This is a genomic window from Neobacillus massiliamazoniensis (assembly GCF_001048695.1).
In the GTDB taxonomy this organism is placed as follows: domain Bacteria; phylum Bacillota; class Bacilli; order Bacillales; family Cytobacillaceae; genus Neobacillus; species Neobacillus massiliamazoniensis.
The window spans coordinates 563,319-582,314 of the sequence record NZ_CVRB01000003.1 but is presented as its reverse complement, the minus strand read 5'-3'; the positions used below and the strand labels follow the sequence as shown (position 1 = coordinate 582,314).

Here is an 18,996-nt window from a genome sequence, read left to right as displayed (position 1 = left end):
TATTCTTCATAAGCTATCCTCCCACGCGTTTTTGATTTCAATTTATTCCTTGAGGTAATACTGCTTAGTTAGTCTCACAAACCACTCAAATGATCTGCATCCTAAAAGTTATTAATATTAACAAATGCATAGAAAAGCTCTGCTCTCAATACCTCATACTTATACAATCTTCGTAATTCTTAAAAATTCTATCCCTAATTCTGAAACCCAACTTATTTAAAGTCCATATCTATATTTTTCAGCGAATGTGTGAATATTCCCTGTTCATTTTCAACAATATGGCCCTTAACATAAAGAAAGAGCACAATTCTTGCTGCGGAATTGCGCCCGTTTTGTGGAAGAGTGTTTTTGGCTATTTTGGATTACCCACATGTCTTTCCAAATGGATGGAATGCTTACTCTGAATTGTTCTGTAGGGTTTCTAGTTAAATGATTTCCATATTATCTTAATTTCTTTGACTCTTCATGAAGTATTGCTCGACTGTGGACTACAAAATCAAGCAGTTTGCTGCAAGAACCACCGGGCTGCCGATGAATTTCTTAGGCAGTCTGGTGGTTCCGGTTGCCGGAATACGTGACGAAGACATGCACTCCTTCGCCTGCGAATTTGCGGGCGGCTGCTTTGCCTATACCGCGCGATCCGCCAGTAATCATGACCACTTTTCCATTTAAACCATAATCTATCTTACCGCGCTCCTCTTGGCATCTCTTGAATGCGACAATTATGGAAAGCGGTCAGCTTCCATTCTTCATTCTCCTTAACTACTACATTCGTATTAATCGATCCTCTGTCGTTAGGGTCATCGGAAGGCACGGGGAGGTGTACTTCACCGATCGCGTGTACAACGGCTACATCGGGCGTGATGAAGCGCAGCTGCAAGTCGGCAGTGGTGCTTGATACCATGACGGAGTCCTTCAGCGGACCCGCGAACAGCATTTGATGTACATCGGCAATTTGCTTTCTTCCCTTCAGATGCTGTCCCATGAACGTTACATAATCGGCATCCTCCGTAAAGCAGCTACCGAAAAGCTCTCCGTTACCCTGGTTCCAAGCTTCGATCAGCTTTGCAAACAATATGCCGATAGCTATCAGATTTTCTTGGTGGTTTGTCATTTTAAATCTTCCTCTCCATAAAGGAATTTGTTTGGTGGTTCATGAAGCGTGTGGTATACAAACGAGTGTAAGAATCTTAATAAGTTTTCCTTCTAATATATTTATCGATTAGGTTTTAAATACATCATAACTTGGAGGTTTCCTTATGTATGAGGAGTAACTGCTTTATCTGCATCAACATCTCTCATTAGCTAACAATAACAAGGCCCCCAATTTTATAGATGCTACCTTTACCTCTTTAGTAAGGAGCAGTCTTCCCGTATCCGGTTCCGGGATAAGTAACACCTTCAGCCGTAGCCGTATATCCCCAGGTTGGAGTTTCATCAAACACCATACCAGTATAGCAACTTGTCTGTCCGGTTTTAATTGCTCCGTTACCGTTATTAGAATCAATTGACTTTTGGAATACCCCATTTTTATACTTATTTACAACAGCATAGGCATATACGCCTCCAGCTACCGAAGGGGCAGGATTATCAAGAACCAACTTAGCCCACGCTGCATGACATTGATTACTGTACCTGAGGTATATGATCCCCACTCTTTTGCCTTTTTCGTATACTACAGCAGATTTGGCATTGAATGCATCAGAATCACATGTAGTACTCCCCCCATAGACCTTAGTTGTCGTTGGATTTTTCCCATCATAGTAACTACTTAAATCGGAAACAGCAAGTGCATTCCCATGAAAACCAAATATCAGCCCAATACCCGCTATAGTAAGAACACATACTTTCATTAGATTTCGAAACCTACTTAACATTTTTGTTCACTCCTTAAATATCCAGATTTAATAGAGTAATCGTTCTATTATTTACCGTTGGTCCACGAAGTTAGATTGCTAAATAAGTAATAACTGCAATCCATTGAATTTTTTTATGTTTATCTCGTGAGTATTTATTCCCTCTATTGTGTCAATTTTTAGATTTTAAATGGAACTTAATGTTGGATTAGCTGCATTTGCTTTTTCTTCAAAACCATAAGATAAAGAAAATACTTACGCCAAAGCCACTACAGGAAAGGTTAGAACAGGTATTACTTTTCTTGCTATCAAAGTTCCCCTTTAAAAATTATTTTGATACATAGGAATTATAACAAAAATGGAAAAATAATACATATTCATCTATTCCTCATTTTACCTATTGGTAAAATGAGGAAATAGTCTTATTTCAACTACCTGAATTTGACTCAAAATTAGTTATGAAAAAATAGCTAACCTGTTTAAAAACTCCATTCCCTCCTTCACTCTTGCAAAGAGGTACCGAACAAAAATCCCCCATTCATTAAGAAGAGCGCATTTCATGCCCCAGAAATACGCCCATTTGTTGAGAAATTTAAGTTTATTTTAAGGTTCATTCCTTGGACGGTCTTGAAGAATGACAATATGCGGACGATGATAGCTTTTTAAACCACCTCTAATTGTGTCAATGGAGGCTGCCCGGCTAAAGCGCGTAGGTTTAGACCCCATGAATGGGAATTAATCACTTTTATGGATCATGTTAATGAGGTATGAGAGGTCCTCAACAAAAGTAAATTCACGAACAAGTGAAAAAGGTAATCCATCTTTCATAATCCAAACAAAGTTATAAAGGACTGGAGATCCGTCTTTGATCCGTCGCATAATAACCGATCCGTGGTTATCATAGATGGTTGTCGTAAGAAACTCGACATCATCAATACTGTCCAATTTTTTACCTTGATCGTTCATGTTGCGAAATCGTTGCATGAACTGTTCTTTAGTTATATTAATAGTTCTCCCACTTGTATCGAAGCGAATGTTTTCAAAATTAGGAGCATAAATAGTCTCCAATTTCTCAAGATCCATTTCAAGACCTGCATTCAAGTATTCTTCCATCGCAATTAAAAGTGGATTTTTTTCCGATTTTAACAAATTTAATCTCTCCTTATCTTCCTGTATTGTTTAAAAAGGTAGTCATTTTTAATTCATACTTTAAATACAAGTCTATTATGAAAGAATACATCAAAAATCTAACTTTTTTATAAAGGTATTGATAACCTGCCGTGTCTTTAAAATGTTCATCTTTTTATTTTTGTTATTCTTGGACAATAAACATCCTACTTAAATTCTCCAAATGATGCATACATCTAATGTCATTTATACATTCACCTTTTACATTCTAGGCATTTCCCTCGACTGGATTGCTGATAGAACCATGTAGCAGCTCCCATTGAAATTCCTAATAAAAGCCAGTTAACGTACACAAAGGAAACGATCCACGGATTTCCACCTGTACCCACTGGTCCTTCCTCCAATCCTAATGCCTGTAGGATGGAACCGAAAATCGCTAATATTCCCAATGTAGTCGTCATACTTGCAGCAATCCAACCTCCTGTAATAAGTAACCATCGTGGAACTCTTTTACCCGAAAAAATCGGAAACCAGTTCGGAAAAACTCTACCCCATTTTTGTACAAGTGCAAGGGAAAGCAAGGCACTTATGCCAAATACAATTATTTCCCCATAAGCGGAATTATGGGCGAAACTATTACCACCCCATAATGGTCCTCCAAGCGACCAATAAATTTTTAGCAAAGGATATGGAAATGAGAGTACAAACGCTGCATAACCGTACCATTTTTTAGATCGCATTGTGAATTGTGGCCCTTTACCGCATAGAACACATGCACCTCGAGAAATTCGTTGAAAAGTAATAGTTGCTGTAGCAATAAGGATTGCCGCAATGAGGCTAACTGTACGAAAAACGAAGCCTAACCAGTCTACGACTGGAGGCAATCCTGGGATTCCCATTACCGCAGCTGCTCGGAGAAAGTCGAAAACGATTCCTGCAGATGACCAGATTAGTAATATACAGGATCCCCATGCAATGATTTTCACGAACCCTTTTTGCGAAAATTGGTTACGAAGCCACCTCTTTTCAAGCATAACTACAATCGATCCTAACAAAGAAGCAAAAATCGTCACCCAAATCGGGGCAAACCCCTTCGTATAATTTGGTCCTTCAGGTAAAATGAACTTCAAAACTATTAACACGAACATTACAGAGAAAATTCCTAGTGAAGCCCTCAAGCGAAAATGGAAGTGCCTTACGATTTTCTGTTCATAATTACTTGGAATGATTTCGCCGAATTCAGACAAATACATCCCCTCCCTTAACTTCTTCACATTATTTGAAAAGCTTTTAAATTGTTAGAGTAGAAATGATCTCATATACAAAAAGCGAACTTAGGAGAAATAGAAATGTTAGATAAATTTTTGTACCCCTTCTTAACATAGATATTGATATACCTGATGTTTGCGCATAATGAAAAGCAGTCAACCCAGCTAATATTCCCATTATGATGAACCACGGCTCATAAAATAAAAGATCCCATAAAACTAAACTTTTCATATTGAGTACACTCCACCCATGAATGTCAATGGTAATGATGCTTAGCAAATGAAGGATTTTTGTAATGATTCCACTAATACCATGAGCAATTAAGAACGCAGTCCCTGCTAGAGTTGGGAACAATAACAGTAGACAAGGAATTTTTCTGCCTCCAATCACCGGCACCCAATTTGGAACAACTTTCCCCCAGGGCTTGATTAGTAAAAGCAAGGCAAATCCACAGAACATAATGACAACACCTGCAACATAACTTGCCATGTATCCTGATTTAGGGTCCATTAATTGACCAGGCATTCCTACCGATCCACCTGCAGCTTGATAAAACCTAACAAACACTGCATACAATAGAGCCCAAAGGAAACCAAGATAACCCGGCCAAACAGATGTCATGGTAAAGCGCTCAAATTTATTTAATTTTTCTAATGGTAATTTTTCGTTAGTTAGGATGTTTTTCATTTCTTTTTCATTCTGTACCATATTTAAGCCCCTCCTCTACTGCATTTCGAACACTTATTTCTCCTGCGATAATAATAAGCAATAGTTGCAAGTCCGAGGCTGACTCCCCAAGGTACCCAAAAAATCATCGGCCCGATCGTTCCCCAGATATTGTTGACTAAAATATTTTCTACTGATATTAGATGAAGAGTGACAGCTAAAAAACCGAAGGTAAAGACAAAACCAGCAGAGGTAACAGCAATGGAAACCATAGATGCAGGGATTACCGCTAATAAAATCGGGACTCTTTTACCGCCAATAAACGGGAACCAGTGAGGAAAAATTTCTCCCCATTTCTGAATCAATCCAAGTGTAAGGATTCCTCCCATTATGCAAAGTGATCCAAATACCCATTCTGTTAAATGATGCCCCGGATTTATGGTAGAAAAATCCTTGAAAAACTGTTTATCTACTCCAAAAGGAATATTCAATGCCCATGCAAACCGGGATAAGGCATAAGGAAGTGGGGCTACAGCAGCAATAATGGTAATCCAAGATCCCCAACGGACAAGGAAGGGAACTTTTTCAGTCTCTGTCCTTCCACAATATTCACAAGCTCCACTGGTTTTGCGTAGATAGATAACTCCTGTGAAGAACCAAAGGATTGCCCCAATAATACAAATAATCTGGTTAAACATCGTCCAGTTAAAAGCAAATTTTAGCATGAAGGCATAACCCATCATCGCGATTAATGTCATATCTGGAACAAAGAGAATTAATGAAGCAGCTAATCCCCACGCATAAGCTAAGACGAACCAATGCGGAAGAAAACTTTTTGAATTTCTTTGCATATCAATACCGATTCCTATACCTAGGAAACAAAGAGTGACAAATATAATTCCTCCAGCTTGTGCAGAAAGATAGGTGATCATTCCTGAGAACAAGCCTATACTCTCTTCATGCTTGAAAGGGTAACCGTCCCCTCCAAGTAACCAATAAAGTTGTAAAAACCCATATAGTACCGACCAAATTATAGCAGCATACCCAATCAAGGAGGGCCAACCTCTTACTGATTTAATTGTTTTTTTCTTCAATAGAGGTGATGTAGATTCCATTTAAATCATCCTTTTCATAAAAATTTTATTGTATATCATCATTTATTTTTACTGAGCATCTGTCTTGGGTACTATGCTGCAATGAAGGACTCAGTCTTCTTTCATAGTGGGAAATCGTTCCATCTATGAATACCTTCATATTACAATGGGAGGAAGAGTTTGAAACGAATCTACAGAACTGTTTAGGAACAGTTCTAGAGTAGCGTTCATCTTAGAAAACATTCAGCCCCGCTTTGATTTTAATCCGAGGAATAAAAGGATGAAGTTGAAGTTTTGAAATCCTAAGCTGGTACAATTAAAAGAAGAACTGCTCCATTACGTAAAAAAACTCGTCAATTTTTGACGAGTTTAGTTAAATTGTATTTATTTTACATTTTTTAATCAGACTGCATAAATCCTTGTTTCCAGGCAAAAACCGCTGCTTTCGTACGGTCAAGCATGTGCAGTTTACTTAAAATATTGCTAACGTGGCCTTTAACTGTTTTTTCACTAATGAACAATTGTTCTGCAATTTCAGCATTTGTTAGGCCGTTAGCAATATAACGCAGTACTTCAAGTTCACGTTCACTTAGTTCGGAAAAAGGATTGGAAGAGTTTCGATTTGTTACCCGAATCTCTTGAACAACTCGAGCAGCTACTTGCGGATGCATGATGGATTCTCCTTGTACAGCCCTCTTAACTGTTTCAACTAATTGATCAGGCTCTATGTCTTTAAGAACATAGGAAATCGCACCAGCACGAAGAGCAGGAAAAATATACTCATCCTCATGATATGAAGTTAGTACAATTACCTGTGAACGGGGACTTACTTGTTTTACTTCTCGAATCGCCTCAACCCCATTGATGCCTGGCATCACTAAATCCATTAGAACAACATCAGGAATAAGTTCCGCTGCCTTCGATACAGCCCTTTCCCCATTGTCTGCCTCCCCCACTACAAGAAAATCGGGTTGAATAGTGAACAGAGTAATTAACCCCTGTCTTACAATTGTGTGATCATCCACTATTAAAATCGAAATTGGTTCTGTCGTCGCCATTTTGTTTCACCTCATCTAAATAACTTCTAATACCTACTTTACTATCTGTAGGAATTTCTTTTTGGTTACATTGAACGGTAATCTTTACACCTTCCCCAGGCATGCTTTGGATTTCAATTTGTCCCTTAAGTATGTGTATCCGCTCACGCATTGAGGATAGACCAACTCCTTGATGGTTATGGCTATTTATATCGAATCCACAGCCATTATCTTGAATGAAAAGAGTAACGATTTCTTCACAAATCAAATGAATCGTCACCCTGCTAGCCTGACTATGACGCGCCACATTGTGCAACGCTTCCTGTGTAATGCGAAAGAACACCTCTTCAATAATAGGGGAAACCTGCTGCTTTCCAATTGTCTTAAAGTCTACGTGAATACCTGTTTGTTCCTGCCACATATCAACATAATCCTTAAGTGCATCCGTTAAATCCTTACCTTCCAGAACTACTGGACGTAATTCACGTATTAATGCACTTAATTCCCGTTGTGTCTGACGTAACAGGTTTTCCGCTTTCATCAAATGATCTTTAGATGTTTTCTCATCTTTTCCGATAAGGGTTTTGCTCGTATTCAACCAGATTGAGGTCGCAAACAGCTGTTGCTTCACACTGTCGTGAAGCTCTCTCGCTAACCGATTCCGCTCCTCAAGAGTAGCTAAATCTTGCCGTATACGAAATAAGTTACGAAGCTGTTTCGCCATCTGGTTCAGTCTCCGTGACAACTGTCCTAATTCATCTTTAGAAGGATCGTCCACAAATGTTGTAAAATCCCCTTCACTCCATCGATCAGTTGAAGATAAAATTCTACGAATCCTGCGAACTAGACTTCTTGATGTAAAGATACCAAAGGCAATACCAACAAATGCTGCACCTAACAGGAATGCTAAAATACTCAAACCGAAAAATTGAAAAGTTGTCCTCCAAAAATTTACGTATGAAAAATGTATATCTTTAGCTTTTAAGACTAGGGTCCCTCGTACATCCTTTTCATTTGCTAATGGTGCAACAATATACAAGATATCATCACGAGTATAATGATACGTTTTTAGTTTACGAGCTTCTGAGGGAGAAAGTGACAAAGCAGTTTGAATATCCTTTTGAACTTTTTCAGGCAGTTCCGATTGAATATCTATTTTTTGCTGCGCCTTCCCTCCACTACTTGCAATCATTTGCCCTTCTGAGTTGATGACCATAGAAAATCCTTGGAATTCAACCCCAACCTCAAATGGCCAATCGTCTAAAGCTTTCTCTAGTTTATTTTGATTGACAAAGGGGCCATTAAAATTGGAAGCTATCACTTGTGCTTGAGTAGCAACCTGCAGTTCAAGTGTACGATTCGTATAATAATTGACGAGAGCAAGAGAAACGAGGAAACCTACCACTTCAAGTAAAAGAAGAACAATTATGGTAATTAAAATATAGTATAGAGTCAACTTCCATTGGAGGCGTTGGAAATTAAAATGGGGTAATAATCTCATCCTTTATTCCTTTCTTCTAAACGATTAAAACCGATTTAAATATTGGAATTTTTTATAAATTCCTTTTCTACCTAAATTTTTCTCCATATTTTAGTAATTCCCTTTAAAAAATTGCGTAAAAAGATAAGAATTAAAAAAGCAAATGAGCTAACGCTATTTGCTTTCCTTTAATTTATCAATATTATCCTTCATTTTCTTATTCAAATTTAAAAGTAAACTATTATCTTTATCACGCTTTGGTAAGGTTCCTGAGGGCTTGTCTGTCAAAAAGGGGTTTTTCTTCTTTTTTTCTCCCATTGGATCATCTCCCATACAAATCTTAGTACATTTATACTGTCTGTATGGTCAATTTATGAAGGGTTTAAACAAAAAAGACAGGAACAGCTCCTGTCCTATCTTCTCATTTAACCTAAACGACTATTTTTTAAACGACCTACTGCTTCATCGCTTCTCTTAAATAACTCCTTAGTATACAATGATGGAGAAGTTCGTGGAGTTGTTCGAGTAGTCTTCTCACGTAAAAAAGGAGACTTAACCCTACCACTGCGTCTTTCATCTACACTTACGACAGGACTTTTTGTTGTGCTTGTACGCTCGGGCATTTTATCCACTCCTTTCCTATCTATTACCCTAATTCTATCAAACTTACACTTTTTTATCTATATTGTTTGCCATTCAGGTTGCTCTTCCTGCGTTTTTTTCAACCAACTATGTATTAAAGACAGATTAATGATATGATCTATGTCTATATCTAACACATGTTCCTTTTCCGATTCAATAGAAATGACTACGGGAAATACTTTTTCGAGATACGGAATGAGAGCGATTTGTTTATTAATATGAACCACTGTTTTGTCATTTATGGATTTCATTTGTTCTTCCGTAAGGTTTACCCCAAGTATCGTACCTACTTCTTGCTTAAAAAAGTTGTTATTGTCTTTCTTGAATACGGTAATCACTTGCCTGCAAGTTTCTCCGTAAGAATATAAAAAATCTTCTAAACTCTCTCGATAACTGTCTATTTCATTCCATTCCTGCGTTTCAAAAGATGATATTTGCATCATGTCTAATATATCTGTAAATTGCAAACTTCTATTTTGTGTTTGGATAATTACCTTTTTCATTTCTTCATTGACACTTTCCACTTCATTGATTTGCTCCATTTCAGCTCCACCGATTTTCTTAATAGATGGCGTAAGAAACAAAGCTAAATCAACAAAGATGAACATTGCTGCAAGCAATGTGAGTCGTTCCCATTCTTTTACATTAAACCCTGTATGATCAAGGAATAGTACAACCCCAACAATAAAAAAGAAATACCAAGTTTTTCGTAGATTTTGCTTATGTTTTTTAAAAAAGGCTTCAAATGCCCAACTTATGTATAGAATGACAGCTGAAAATCCTATAAGAATAAGCCACTTATTTTCTTGCGTAAAGGTCAGGATTGATGTCCCCAACATTTTCTTTTCGGTAATTAGAACTAAAACAAGAATTATAGGGATTACCATTTTTAGAATCACTATGTTGAGGGGGTTCTTATACCATTTTTCAGATTCCATAATTCACCTCCTGGCTTATTATAACATGATTAAAAGGCTGAAAAGAGATTGTTTTCTGAACAATAACAGGTAGTCTATTTTTTGCTAATTATGTTTTTTTGTACTAAAGTCACAATAACCCCCAAACTATATGACAACATACAAAATATTCCTATTAAACCTGCTTGCTTTCTAGTTAAGTTATATCCTGTTTTTACATAGAAAGATATAAATAAGTAAAGTAAAGGACCTAATGCAACTGTTATAAATGTACAAATAAATTTAGAAAATCTTGTATACATATAGTTCCTCCTTTAAAATGCCCAGACAGGGGTATCGTCAGGAAAATTCGGATTTACAACGGTTCTTTTAAACCAACAAGCTCCTCTTCAGAATAGCATAAAAACTCATTTGCAATTTATTATTGCAAATGAGTTTTCTTCACTGACTAACATTTAGCTCTGTATTAAAATATCGCTTGTTTTAATAAATTCTAATTTAATTATTTTGCTCAAGGAATTGGTATATCGTCATCATTTCTCGTTTATTCAACTCACGAATACGGTTGAAAATTGGGATATCTGCAACAGCCTCAAGATTTAAGCTTTCAGCAACAACATCACTTACTTTGCCAGTTAGCCATGTTTGTACGTCTATGCCATCGACGATTTCCTTACGCCCTTCATCATTGATGCCACTTGCATAACAACTGACACATGGAATTGTTAATTTAAACACGCCATCATGCAGATTATCTTCTGAAATGACTTTCTTCCCTTTACAAAATGGACAAGGATGACTTGCTTTAATCTTATTAATTTGTGTAACAATTTTTTTGTAACCAAACGCTTCATAGACATAAGTCAGTTTTTTGTATTTTCCATTGGTGAAATACTTATCAATAATCGTTTCTCTAGTTTCGTCTATATTGGCAAAATCACATATTGTGATCCGATTTTTGCGACTTATAGCTTCAATATTACCTTTAATTCTGTCCCAGAATGGTAAAACATTTTGTAATACCATTTCATAACCTACAAAGCTTGCTAGTTCCAGTTCAAGCATTTTCAGCGATACTTGTGTTTCCCTAGGAAGTAAGGAGCCATCTTCCGTAAGTGCAATATCGCCACCAACAATTGCTTTTAGTTTTTCTAGTTCTGGTAACTTCCCTACTTTTTTTATAACCTGATCAATAGGCTGATGAATAATCTCACGAATATCTGTTTCACCAAATTTTAATTTTTTATGGTGGTTTAGCACGATTCCTTGACAGACTGGACAGGTTATCCTCACTTTTGATTCTTTCATTTGCTCTTTAATAATGGATTTTGAAATAACCATATACATCCCTATGATCTTATTAAAGCCCTCCCATGTCCTCCGTGTCTTGCCTGCTTTATCATAGAATGACTTTTCCCAATACCCGTATAAAAAGGTATGCTTTTCTTCTTCCGTCATTTCGGTATAGCTTTTACTAATATCCTGACCAAGTTCATTCTTGATCTCATCAAATAGGAATTGCAATTTCGGATATTGATAATGTTTTAATACCTTCATCACGTCTGGATGTAATAAGCCATCCCAGAATGGTGCAGTTTTGTCTTGAATGACAATATCAAAATCAAATTTTTCAATAACCCGGCGACCAGAACAGTATGGACAATGATTTTCTTGATTATAGAAATCGAAGCTTCTTGTGTCTTTATTGGTCGGATGAGAAGACACAATATGGTTGATTAGTCCACCAATTTCATAGAGAAAACTATATTGACTATACAAATGCCTTTCAAGATTAATGGCGATGACGGGTGCAATTGTGTCAGATTCGTATTCACCATAAATCAGACGGGCCATGGAAGATAGGCTTTTTAAGATGCCACCCTTATAGACGTTTTCTGCATTTTTAAAATAGGCAATATGATTTTCTTCTAAGTAGTGAATACCCTTTTGCTGCTTGAGTGTTGAAGAAATATGCAATGGGTCAACTCTTTCTGCACTCTTTTTTTGACAAAAATAATCATCATGACTGACAACCTCAAGATGTCGAACAGGTTCAAGCTGTCTGTTACCAAAATCAATGATAAAATCAGAGCTTTCCAGCATATAGGCGTTATGTTCAATCATCATGATGCTGACAGATTCATCCTGCAGAATGACCCGAATACTATCAATGAATTGATTTAATATATTTTGTGATAAACCTTTTGAAGGCTCGTCGAAAATAAACAGCGTATGTGGGTTTCTTGAGTTGGTAAACAGCTCAGAAACTAAATGGACACATTGAAATTCACCAGTCGATAAGGATTGTGTCTTTCTTTCTAATGTCAAATAACCCAGTCCTAGTTTGATCAGTAAACTCAAGCGTTTATGAGCGATGTCTTCATTTGGTAGTTCATCAATAATATCTTCAATCGAGCGCAGAAAAATATCATCAATATCTTCACTATATTTTGTGAGTTTCTTTTTAATATCAAGAAAAGTCGCAACTGTTGACCGGCTGGTAATCGATTGGTTTCGGTCCTGCCCTACCATGACCAGTTTATCTTTTGGATATCGCTTCAGAAAATCCTTGGCTATACACTCATTGACAAGTGTCGATTTACCACATCCAGACTCACCTGTAACGGTTACAAGTCTATTTTTGGGAATCTGAATTTCAGCCATTTGAATATTACGACAGTAAAGATCATGAAATTGATAATATTCTGTTGGCATTGCCTGATTTCGTTCCCAAAGAACAGGTTTTGGACGCGGTGATTCATCGACAATTTTTCCGCCGTATTTCCCACTGCCAGGCCCAAAGAACAATTGCTCATCTGTCGCATCGAGCACCGTGTCAGAATGATCAATCAACCAAATTTGATTCTTATAGCCTAATTGTTTAATCTGTTCTAAAATTTTCAATAGGGTTTGGTGATCAAGACCAACGGAGATTTCATCAATAATAATCACGGTATTACAACTTGCTGCCATGAATTCTGCCAAGTAAAGCCGTGTTAATTCCCCGCCTGACAATGTCCCCATGATCCGATTCAATGTTAAGTAACCAATATTCATATTGATAATATGTTTAAGAATAAGTTGTTTCGCTTCACTAATATGTAATTCCTCTGCAAGAGAATAAACCGCTTCAACGCTTAAATTGTTGATATCGGAAATACTATGTGGTTGATTCAATAATTCTATTCTTTTTTGCTCAACCTCAGGACTATAGCGTCTGCCCTCACACTTTTTACATTCGACATTTTTGGTAGTGCCCCGCCCTTTACACTCAGGGCACCAGCCTAATGCATTATTAAATGAAAAAACTTCTGGCGAAAGATGAAAGTTTTCTGCAAGCCTCTCACGAATCTCTTTAAAAACGCCGGTATGGGTGCCAATCGTTGAACGTGGATTAGAAGAAATCGATGATCTCCCTAGAAAAAGAACTAAAGGCATGTCTTCCATCTTGATGCCACTAAAATTCGTTTCCATTATATTGGGAAACAAATACTGATATTCAGCCTTAGGCAATAAGGAAACGAGACGCTTCTTGGATTCTTCACCAATGGTTTGACAAAATGTGGTTTTACCAGATCCGGACAAACCAGCAATTCCTAACGATTGATCTTCCGGCAAGACGGTATCTAAACGGTTAATATTGTTGGCAATTAATTGATTTATTTTCATCGGATATCCTCTCCATTCTCTAAATCTAGTATAGCCATGTTAGCACAACTTTAAATGAATTTGTAATGTGTTTTGTATCAATATTTGTACTTAAAAAGCAAACGGCTCAGTCCTATACCGAGCCGTTTGCTTTTTCCTATACGTTAGCTAATACTAAAAAACAGAAATGAGTGTCAAATTCATCTACAATTAATGAATTTTTCAAAAAAACAGCTTTTAATTCTCCAAATTCAATTTAACTCTGAAGGTGATTTTATCTTCATTGATCTCGGCAAATATTTCTCCATGGTGCAATTCAACTATTTTCTTTGCAATAGCGAGCCCGAGTCCAGATCCTGGTACTTTACTAGAACGAGATTGATCAATTCTATAAAATCTCTCAAACATTTTATCAATACTCTCCTGTGGTATATTCTCTGTGTAATTAGTGAAGGATACACTAACTGCTTCTCCTTCATTCTCTATTCTAACCACTATGTCTGAGGGCTTAATGCTATATTTTTCAGCATTACTTAATATATTTTCAAATACTCTAACGATCATTTCAATATCTACGTTCACAATTAACTTATCTTCAGGTATAAAAGGAATAATCCTTAAACCTTTAGCCTCAAAAATAGGTGTATATTCCCCTAGCAACTGATTAATGAGAGCACATATATCTATTTCTGTTCGTTCCAATTCTATTTCACTATTTGACAGCTTTGTATATTCAAATAGTTCATCTATAAGTCTTTTTAACTTCATTGACAAACTATAGGTTGAATTCAAGTATTCCTTTTGTTCTTCACCATTTTTAACGGTTTCACTTAATAAAATATCGAGGTAGCCTATTATTGAAGTAAGTGGAGTCCTTAAGTCATGAGAAACATTTGCTATAAGCTCGGTTTTAATTTTTTCTAGTTCTCTCTCTTTTTCAAACCTATTTTTCACTTCTATTGACATAGAATTTATATTTTTGCAAAGCTCTGCAAGTTCATCATTGCCTCGCACTTCCAGTGTTGAACCTAGTTCTTTGGTGGAAATCCGTTTTACCTGATGACCAATATATTTAATATATTTTACCTCACTATTTACTAGCAGCAAGAAAATTAAACTGAATATAGCAATACTTAATACATATATACCGACTACTAAAAGGTTATATATTACTGCAGTAATGTCCTCTCTATGATCTACAATATATTTAGTTATAAAAAGGTTTGATAATACCCATAATGCTCCTAAGGATATGAAAAAGCTAAGAGCTATTTTATATAAAAGCTTAGCACTTAAACTCCTTCTAAATACATACCTTTTCAAATCTTATAACCTACTCCCCATACGGTCTTAATGTATATTGGCTTTTTTGGATCCGGCTCAATTTTTTCTCTTATTTTTGTTATATGAACCATAACAGTATTATCTGATTTATAAAACGCTTCTCCCCATACCCGCTCGTATATTTTTTCTATACTAAAGACAATCCCTTTATTTCTTGCTAAAAGCTCTAAAATATCAAACTCCTTAGGAGTTAGTCTAACATTATTGTTTCCAATAAAAACCTCTCTAGTGTCTGCATTTATTGTTAGGTTTCCTATTTCAATTAAATTTTTATTGGCATTTTGTGTAGCAGAATACTTAGTATATCTTCTTAGATTTGATTTGACTCTTGCTATAAGCTCCATGGCATTAAAAGGCTTAATAATATAATCATCAGCTCCTGATGCCAGTCCTTGAATTTTGTCCAGATCCTCTGATTTTGCTGATAAAAATATAATTGGCATTACATCCTTTTCTCTAATTTTCAGACAAACCTCAATACCATCCATCCCTGGCATCATAATATCTAGAATGACAAGGTCCACTACATGATTTTTAATAACTTCAAGGGCTTCCGGTCCATTTTCCGCTTTAAGTACTTCAAAGCCTTCATTGGCTAAATATATTCCCGTGATTTTTCTTATTTCGTCATCATCATCCACTATTAGAATCCTATTTGCCATAATCAAACTCCTCTTCAATTAAGCATTTTTGCACCTTAAAACATAGGCTGGAGGAAAATTTAGTAATACTCTGCAATAGTTTACACTTTTAAAGTAACCTGCAATATAGTCCTTCTTTAATAACGTATACTGGAAAGTAATAAACATTCCGCCTTCTTTTAGGATTTCTCTTGTGGCAGCTAATATTTTATTAGAAATATGTTTTGGCAGACTAGTAAATGGTAGACCTGAAACGATATAATCCACTCTTTCAATACTATGCTTTTTTAAGTGCTCGCCGATATTCTCAGCAGAATCATTAATTATTATAATATTATCACAATTGGAATATTTAACCCCCAAAAGGTCGTAAAACACCTTATTATTTTCAATTATTATCAATTTTGTATGCTTTCCCTTTTTATTAATGAGTTCATCAGTAAATACTCCAGTTCCTGGTCCATATTCCACAATGCACGTTGCACTGTCAAAATCTATGTCTGCCATCATTTCCTTAGCAAGCTTATTTTGACTAGGTGCTATAGCGCCAACAGTTCTTGGTGCTTTAATTGACTCTATTAAAAATTTTATCCATTTCATACTAACCCGTTACCTCCCTGTATTTCTCTCCAGCACATTGGCTCTTGAGGTATCATCAGCACTTTTAAAGCTGCTTCAGTCAACTTACAAGGTTAGTATAGAAACTAAAACTTAACATTTTATTGGAAAAAACCTTAAGAATCCTTAATATTGGTACTTCACGTAAAGGAGGTTTACCGTGCATAAAAAAAGCTGTCGCAATAAGTCCACATAAAGTGAATTTGCGACAGCTTCCTGACTTTCTTATTCAAAATCTATTGTTTTACTTTATTCTTTGCTGAATTCATTACTACATCGTAATTGTAATTTACGCTGCCGTTTTTACCTTCTGGTGCATCGTAAGTTACCATCATAACCACTTTTTCGAACTCCGCATTCCGCAACATACCCCGTAAATCAACACGGTCTGACTCGGACATGTTGACTAAGCTTGGGAAGCGAATGACTTTTACATGACTTTCTGACCCCTTCGCTACACCTTTCTTATAGCCAACAAATTGTACTTGATAATTGACGTATTCTTTAGTGGCCTGTTCTAAACTCATAAATCCAGTTGTAGATTTCATTTCATCAATAGTGTTGCCATTTAATTTAAGGTTTGATAGATACCAGCCAGCATCAGTTGAGGCCCAATCTGTCATATAACGGAAGCCGAGCAATACTTTCTGTCCGGCGTATTTGTTGAGGTCGAATGACTCTGTTTTCCAGCCATGTGAGCTGCCAGTAAAACCAGGAACATTTTCTTTAATTTTTGGATAGCCTTTATCAACAATATCACTACGAGTATCTCCATTCGAAAGAGATGTCCAAGTTTTCCCATTATCAGTTGAAACTTGAACCATGCCAAAATCCCACTGCTCTTCAATATCATATTTTGTATCAAAGGTAAGGTTTGCTTGGGATAAATTCGTTAAATCAAGTTCCTTGATTAGAAAATTATCAGCCTGGTCGCCCTTATTTCCCCAAAGGACCGTTCCTTTCAAAGTATCTTGGGCAGTTGTCCAATTAGTTCCTAAGAAATCCAATCCTTTAAAGTATAAGTGATCAATTTTCTTATCAGGAATGATCGTTTTGAAATCTGTTCCCCATGCCGGCACTTCAGTATTCTGTTTTACAGCATCAACATTAGGCTTTAAATCTATTAAATTAAACTTATATTGACTACTACCTTGATATTTTCCATCAAGCATTATTGCAGTCATATAATCCTGATAAAGGGTTTCAAAGTCAGTATTTGCTCCAATAGTTTTTAGTGCATCGTTAATTCCGGCAATACCATGTTTTTGATTCTTAAATTCGGCTTGTATAAACGGCTCTCCAAAATGTTCATACATGTAAAGTTGGAAAAGATAAGCATTCCCATAGTCGCCAAGAATCTCTAAATCAGATTGGTCTCCCCAAAGTGTTAAAGAATTACGGAGATTATTCATAAAGAAATTCACATGTCCCATTGGGTGCCCATATCCTACAAGATATTGGGCAAAATCAGACAGTCCTTCATTCACGAAACTTTCTTCGGAGCTATCAGTATCACGGTGTAATAAATGCTGAAATTCGTGTGCGAATACTCCTTCATACAAATATGGATTTGCAGAATTAGGACCCGTACGGTTCAGCCAGTCATAGCAATCAACCGTCATGACATTTCGATCAACAAAGTCACTGATGGTTGGTGAAAAATAACCAGCTATGTAACTTGGATAGTTAGAGTTGTAATAACTTTGGTCTTTGATATTGTCGATTAAAATAACCGTTCTTCCGCTGTCATCTTTATACCAGCCATTATAGCCATCTTCACCTTTTCGCTCAGCAGGAGCACCAAAAAATGAAACTTCCTTTTCATACATTCTTGCATCAAACTCGTTTAGCAAGTAATTGACTTGAGCATCTGAAATTGATACTTTACCATTTCGAGGATCGTTAGCAGGGAAATTCAAATTGTTTGCTACCCAAACTTCCCCATATTTACCTACTGCACGAAGGGTAAAGTCGGTTAAGGCATATTTCCCTGTATAGTCATTGTGCGTTAACCACTTTTTTTCTAAACCCACATTTGCTTGTGTTAATGAATTAGTTGCTCCACTAGTTGTTTGACTACTTTCTGTGCTGGCACCTTGCAAATCAATTTTATTTGCTGCCTTCGCTTCTTCCAATGTTTCGGCACGAAGCTTAGAACCGATATCCAAGACGTTCGGATTAGGATTATACGCTTGAGATTGCCCGTTTACAATAGTAGTCGGTAGTAAAATACTGCTGGCTAAAGCAGCGGAAGAAAGAATTGCCCAAATTTTTCGATTTTTCGCCATAAAATAACTCCATCCCCTCTTTTTATATAATCTAGGATTTTTTTAGTAAGGAATTTTTCAATAACAAGGAGAAGATTCAAGATGTGTTGGCTGAACTTAAAGCAGATCTTAGAGGATATGAAACTTAGACTAATAAAATAATATAATTATCACTTTTTAGGACATTAAATCACCTCCTTAAAAATAGATCATTTCAAGGAAATATCACAATATAGAAGAATTCCGTAATAAAGGATTAAAATTTTAATAGGAGAGAAACACTTTAAATTGGGTAATAATTTGGGTTAATCGAAGAGGAATTTGTTCGTAATTAAGGACATTATAATATAAAATACTATCATCGGTAAAGGACAAATTCACAAACTACT

The 18,996-nt window shown here is 36.3% G+C and carries 18 protein-coding genes; all 18 read right to left on the bottom strand.

The genetic code is table 11. From position 1 onward, the window contains the following. Positions 1–540: 540 nt before the first annotated feature. The 18 genes from BN1082_RS15520 to BN1082_RS15440 all read right to left on the bottom strand — a co-directional run bounded on the left by BN1082_RS15520 (position 541) and on the right by BN1082_RS15440 (position 18,628). A complete protein-coding gene (locus tag BN1082_RS15520; protein WP_090635492.1) occupies positions 541–654 on the bottom strand; it encodes an SDR family NAD(P)-dependent oxidoreductase in 114 nt (37 codons plus the stop codon). 31 nt (positions 655–685) lie between these two features. Continuing rightward, positions 686–1,114, bottom strand: a complete 429-nt coding sequence (locus BN1082_RS15515) for an SgcJ/EcaC family oxidoreductase (RefSeq protein ID WP_090635490.1) — start codon at positions 1,112–1,114, stop codon at positions 686–688. 238 nt (positions 1,115–1,352) lie between these two features. Beyond that, positions 1,353–1,877 (bottom strand): DUF2690 domain-containing protein, encoded by a 525-nt coding sequence (locus BN1082_RS15510; RefSeq protein ID WP_090635489.1) that lies wholly within the window; start codon positions 1,875–1,877, stop codon positions 1,353–1,355. Between the two features lie 714 nt (positions 1,878–2,591). Then, positions 2,592–3,005: a nuclear transport factor 2-like protein gene (locus BN1082_RS15505; protein ID WP_245640450.1), complete on the bottom strand. Its 414-nt coding sequence runs from the start codon at positions 3,003–3,005 to the stop codon at positions 2,592–2,594. 233 nt (positions 3,006–3,238) lie between these two features. Next, a complete protein-coding gene (locus tag BN1082_RS28250) occupies positions 3,239–4,231 on the bottom strand; it encodes a hypothetical protein (protein WP_245640449.1) in 993 nt (330 codons plus the stop codon). A 43-nt stretch (positions 4,232–4,274) separates the two neighbouring features. Beyond that, entirely contained in the window at positions 4,275–4,961 is a 687-nt protein-coding gene (locus BN1082_RS15495) for a DUF3995 domain-containing protein (RefSeq protein ID WP_245640448.1), read from the bottom strand. Between the two features lie 2 nt (positions 4,962–4,963). Then, the gene (locus BN1082_RS15490; protein ID WP_176699824.1) at positions 4,964–6,013 is read right to left on the bottom strand and encodes a hypothetical protein; all 1,050 of its coding nucleotides are present in this window, start codon (positions 6,011–6,013) and stop codon (positions 4,964–4,966) included. A 398-nt stretch (positions 6,014–6,411) separates the two neighbouring features. Further along, entirely contained in the window at positions 6,412–7,071 is a 660-nt protein-coding gene (locus tag BN1082_RS15485; RefSeq protein WP_090635487.1) for a response regulator, read from the bottom strand. After that, positions 7,031–8,551 carry a HAMP domain-containing sensor histidine kinase gene (locus tag BN1082_RS15480; RefSeq protein WP_090635486.1) on the bottom strand — a complete coding sequence of 507 codons (1,521 nt, stop codon included), beginning with the start codon at positions 8,549–8,551 and terminating at the stop codon, positions 7,031–7,033. Before BN1082_RS15480 ends, BN1082_RS15485 begins: the two co-directional genes overlap by 41 nt. Before the next feature lie 153 nt (positions 8,552–8,704). Then, positions 8,705–8,848 (bottom strand): hypothetical protein, encoded by a 144-nt coding sequence (locus BN1082_RS27650; RefSeq protein WP_176699823.1) that lies wholly within the window; start codon positions 8,846–8,848, stop codon positions 8,705–8,707. Positions 8,849–8,955: 107 nt separating this feature from the next. After that, the gene (locus BN1082_RS15475; protein WP_090635485.1) at positions 8,956–9,153 is read right to left on the bottom strand and encodes a hypothetical protein; all 198 of its coding nucleotides are present in this window, start codon (positions 9,151–9,153) and stop codon (positions 8,956–8,958) included. Between the two features lie 57 nt (positions 9,154–9,210). Then, complete coding sequence (locus tag BN1082_RS15470) at positions 9,211–10,110, bottom strand: type II toxin-antitoxin system SpoIISA family toxin (protein ID WP_090635484.1); 900 nt, start codon at positions 10,108–10,110, stop codon at positions 9,211–9,213. A gap of 74 nt (positions 10,111–10,184) precedes the next feature. After that, positions 10,185–10,391: a hypothetical protein gene (locus BN1082_RS15465; protein WP_090635483.1), complete on the bottom strand. Its 207-nt coding sequence runs from the start codon at positions 10,389–10,391 to the stop codon at positions 10,185–10,187. 196 nt (positions 10,392–10,587) lie between these two features. Beyond that, positions 10,588–13,758: an ATP-binding cassette domain-containing protein gene (locus BN1082_RS15460; protein WP_090635482.1), complete on the bottom strand. Its 3,171-nt coding sequence runs from the start codon at positions 13,756–13,758 to the stop codon at positions 10,588–10,590. Between the two features lie 216 nt (positions 13,759–13,974). Beyond that, positions 13,975–15,060 carry a HAMP domain-containing sensor histidine kinase gene (locus BN1082_RS15455; protein ID WP_176699822.1) on the bottom strand — a complete coding sequence of 362 codons (1,086 nt, stop codon included), beginning with the start codon at positions 15,058–15,060 and terminating at the stop codon, positions 13,975–13,977. Beyond that, positions 15,057–15,743, bottom strand: a complete 687-nt coding sequence (locus tag BN1082_RS15450) for a response regulator transcription factor (protein ID WP_090635481.1) — start codon at positions 15,741–15,743, stop codon at positions 15,057–15,059. Before BN1082_RS15450 ends, BN1082_RS15455 begins: the two co-directional genes overlap by 4 nt. Positions 15,744–15,761: 18 nt before the next feature. Next, complete coding sequence (locus tag BN1082_RS15445; RefSeq protein ID WP_090635480.1) at positions 15,762–16,322, bottom strand: class I SAM-dependent methyltransferase; 561 nt, start codon at positions 16,320–16,322, stop codon at positions 15,762–15,764. Between the two features lie 254 nt (positions 16,323–16,576). Further along, a complete protein-coding gene (locus BN1082_RS15440; protein WP_090635479.1) occupies positions 16,577–18,628 on the bottom strand; it encodes a M6 family metallopeptidase in 2,052 nt (683 codons plus the stop codon). Positions 18,629–18,996: the final 368 nt, after the last annotated feature.

What these genes read in the sequence shown, in the direction of transcription:
- BN1082_RS15520 (WP_090635492.1), bottom strand. Translation starts at nt 654, where the DNA reads ATGATTACTGGCGGATCGCGCGGTATAGGCAAAGCAGCCGCCCGCAAA.
- BN1082_RS15515 (WP_090635490.1), bottom strand. Translation starts at nt 1,114, where the DNA reads ATGACAAACCACCAAGAAAATCTGATAGCTATCGGCATATTGTTTGCA.
- BN1082_RS15510 (WP_090635489.1), bottom strand. Translation starts at nt 1,877, where the DNA reads ATGTTAAGTAGGTTTCGAAATCTAATGAAAGTATGTGTTCTTACTATA.
- BN1082_RS15495 (WP_245640448.1), bottom strand. Translation starts at nt 4,961, where the DNA reads ATGGTACAGAATGAAAAAGAAATGAAAAACATCCTAACTAACGAAAAA.
- BN1082_RS15485 (WP_090635487.1), bottom strand. Translation starts at nt 7,071, where the DNA reads ATGGCGACGACAGAACCAATTTCGATTTTAATAGTGGATGATCACACA.
- BN1082_RS15480 (WP_090635486.1), bottom strand. Translation starts at nt 8,551, where the DNA reads ATGAGATTATTACCCCATTTTAATTTCCAACGCCTCCAATGGAAGTTG.
- BN1082_RS27650 (WP_176699823.1), bottom strand. Translation starts at nt 8,848, where the DNA reads ATGGGAGAAAAAAAGAAGAAAAACCCCTTTTTGACAGACAAGCCCTCA.
- BN1082_RS15475 (WP_090635485.1), bottom strand. Translation starts at nt 9,153, where the DNA reads ATGCCCGAGCGTACAAGCACAACAAAAAGTCCTGTCGTAAGTGTAGAT.
- BN1082_RS15470 (WP_090635484.1), bottom strand. Translation starts at nt 10,110, where the DNA reads ATGGAATCTGAAAAATGGTATAAGAACCCCCTCAACATAGTGATTCTA.
- BN1082_RS15465 (WP_090635483.1), bottom strand. Translation starts at nt 10,391, where the DNA reads ATGTATACAAGATTTTCTAAATTTATTTGTACATTTATAACAGTTGCA.
- BN1082_RS15460 (WP_090635482.1), bottom strand. Translation starts at nt 13,758, where the DNA reads ATGAAAATAAATCAATTAATTGCCAACAATATTAACCGTTTAGATACC.
- BN1082_RS15450 (WP_090635481.1), bottom strand. Translation starts at nt 15,743, where the DNA reads ATGGCAAATAGGATTCTAATAGTGGATGATGATGACGAAATAAGAAAA.
- BN1082_RS15445 (WP_090635480.1), bottom strand. Translation starts at nt 16,322, where the DNA reads ATGAAATGGATAAAATTTTTAATAGAGTCAATTAAAGCACCAAGAACT.
- BN1082_RS15440 (WP_090635479.1), bottom strand. Translation starts at nt 18,628, where the DNA reads ATGGCGAAAAATCGAAAAATTTGGGCAATTCTTTCTTCCGCTGCTTTA.